This is a genomic window from Rhizobacter sp. P1_G5, assembly GCF_056405435.1.
The window spans coordinates 1-1,996 of the sequence record NZ_JBFUCB010000849.1; the positions used below are offsets into that span (position 1 = coordinate 1).

At 66.3% G+C, this 1,996-nt stretch carries 2 protein-coding genes and 1 pseudogene; 1 reads left to right on the top strand and 2 read right to left on the bottom strand.

The window, feature by feature from the left end:
• Positions 1-255: pseudogene (locus AC1D12_RS31865) on the bottom strand (proline--tRNA ligase); the annotation flags it as partial.
• 134 nt (positions 256-389) lie between these two features.
• On the opposite strand from AC1D12_RS31865, the gene AC1D12_RS31870 reads away from it, so the two are divergent.
• On the top strand, positions 390-989 hold the full coding sequence (locus tag AC1D12_RS31870) for an RNA pyrophosphohydrolase (RefSeq protein WP_047500147.1): 600 nt from the start codon (positions 390-392) through the stop codon (positions 987-989).
• A 12-nt stretch (positions 990-1,001) separates the two neighbouring features.
• On the opposite strand, the gene proB is transcribed toward AC1D12_RS31870, so the two are convergent.
• The coding region (gene proB, locus AC1D12_RS31875) for a glutamate 5-kinase (RefSeq protein WP_477845173.1) at positions 1,002-1,996 on the bottom strand (995 nt) is incomplete at its 5' end.

A 1,996-nucleotide genomic window follows, 5' to 3' on the forward strand; every position in this document is an offset into this window, starting at 1 on the left:
GCGCCCTGTTTCCTGCCACAGCTCGGCCGGTTGCACGACCGGCATCAGCAGCTCGACGGCGCCGGCGCGGTTCATCTCCTCGCGGATGATGCCCTCCACCTTGCGGATCACCCGCAGCCCCATCGGCATGTAGGTGTAGATGCCTGCGCCGAGTCGCTTGATGAACCCCGCGCGCAGCATCAGCTTGTGGCTCATGACTTCCGCGTCGGCAGGAGCTTCCTTGAGGGTCGAGACGAAGAACTGGGAGGCTTTCATGGGGATGCGGGGGAGAACGCCGAAAAAGAACGCTGAAGAAAACAGCATCCAGCAAGGCTTGAGGGAAAGCCACGGGGTTGATTCCCGTCATGCCGGTGCAATAATGAATTCAACTAAGGAATTTGAGGTTGATTATGCTCGACCGAGAAGGGTTCAGACCCAACGTCGGCATCATCCTGCTCAATACGAAGAACCAGGTTTTCTGGGGCAAACGGATCCGGACCCACTCCTGGCAGTTCCCGCAAGGGGGCATCAAATACGGTGAAACGCCTGAGCAGGCGATGTTCCGCGAGCTTCACGAGGAGGTGGGGCTGACGCAGGATCATGTTCGGATCATCGCGCGCACGCGCGACTGGCTGCGCTATGAAGTGCCCGACCATTTCATCCGCCGCGACGCGCGCGGCCACTACCGCGGCCAGAAGCAGATCTGGTTCCTGCTGCAGCTGACCGGGCGCGACACCGACATGAACCTGCGCGCGACCGATCACCCCGAGTTCGATGCCTGGCGCTGGAACGAGTACTGGGTGCCGCTCGAAGTGGTGATCGAGTTCAAGCGCGATGTCTACCAGATGGCGCTGACCGAACTCGCCCGCTTCCTGCCGCGCGGGAACCACCACAACCGCTACCTTCGCTCGGGCATGCGCCCGCACCACCGGGACGATGGCTTCGAGGAGTCGAGGCCGGCCACCGAGCCGCAGGCGTTCGACGACGAACCGGGCGACCCGAAGGGCTGAGGGCCCCTTCCCTCAGCCGAGCACCAGGTTGTCGCGGTGGATCATCTCCGATTCGCCGGTGAAGCCGAGCAAGCGCTCAAACTCGCTCGACGGCTTGCGCGCGATCAGGCGCGCCTCGGAGCTCGAATAGTTCGCCAGGCCGCGCGCGACCTCGAGGCCCGAGCCCGAGCGCACCGCGATCACGTCGCCACGCGCGAACTCGCCGTGCACCTCGATCATCCCGATCGGCAACAGGCTCTTGCCCTCGTCACGCAACTTCGCGACCGCACCATCGTCGATCACGACGGCGCCGCGCAGCTGCAGGTGGTCGGCCATCCACTGCTTGCGGGCCGCCATCTTCTGCGTCGGCGCATTGAGCGCGGTGCCGATCGCCTCGCCCTGGGTCAGGCGCACCAGAACGTCGGGCTCGCGGCCCCAGGCGATGACGGTGGAGGCGCCGCTGCGCGCGGCCCRCTTGGCGGCCAGGATCTTGGTGATCATGCCGCCGCGGCCGAGGCTCGAACCGGCACCGCCCGCCATGCGCTCCAGCTCCGGGGTGCCGGCCTGCGCCTCGTGGATGAAGGTGGCTGATTCGTCCTTGCGCGGATCGGCCGAGTACAGGCCCTTCTGGTCGGTGAGGATCACCAGCGCGTCCGCCTCGATGAGGTTGGCCACCAGCGCGCCCAGCGTGTCGTTGTCGCCGAACTTGATCTCGTCGTTGACGACGGTGTCGTTCTCGTTGATGACCGGCACGACGCGCATGCGCAGCAAGGTCAGCAGGGTCGAGCGCGCATTCAGGTAGCGCTCCCGGTCGGCCAGGTCGGCGTGCGTGAGCAGCACCTGCGCGCTGCCCATGCCGTAGGCACGCAGCTGGGTCTCGTAGATCTGCGCCAGCCCCATCTGCCCGACCGCGGCCGCGGCCTGCAGTTCGTGCACCGCCTTCGGCCGGGTCGCCCAGCCGAGGCGCTTCATGCCCTCGGCGATCGCGCCGCTCGAGACCATCACGATCTCGCGCCCCTGGCCCGCGA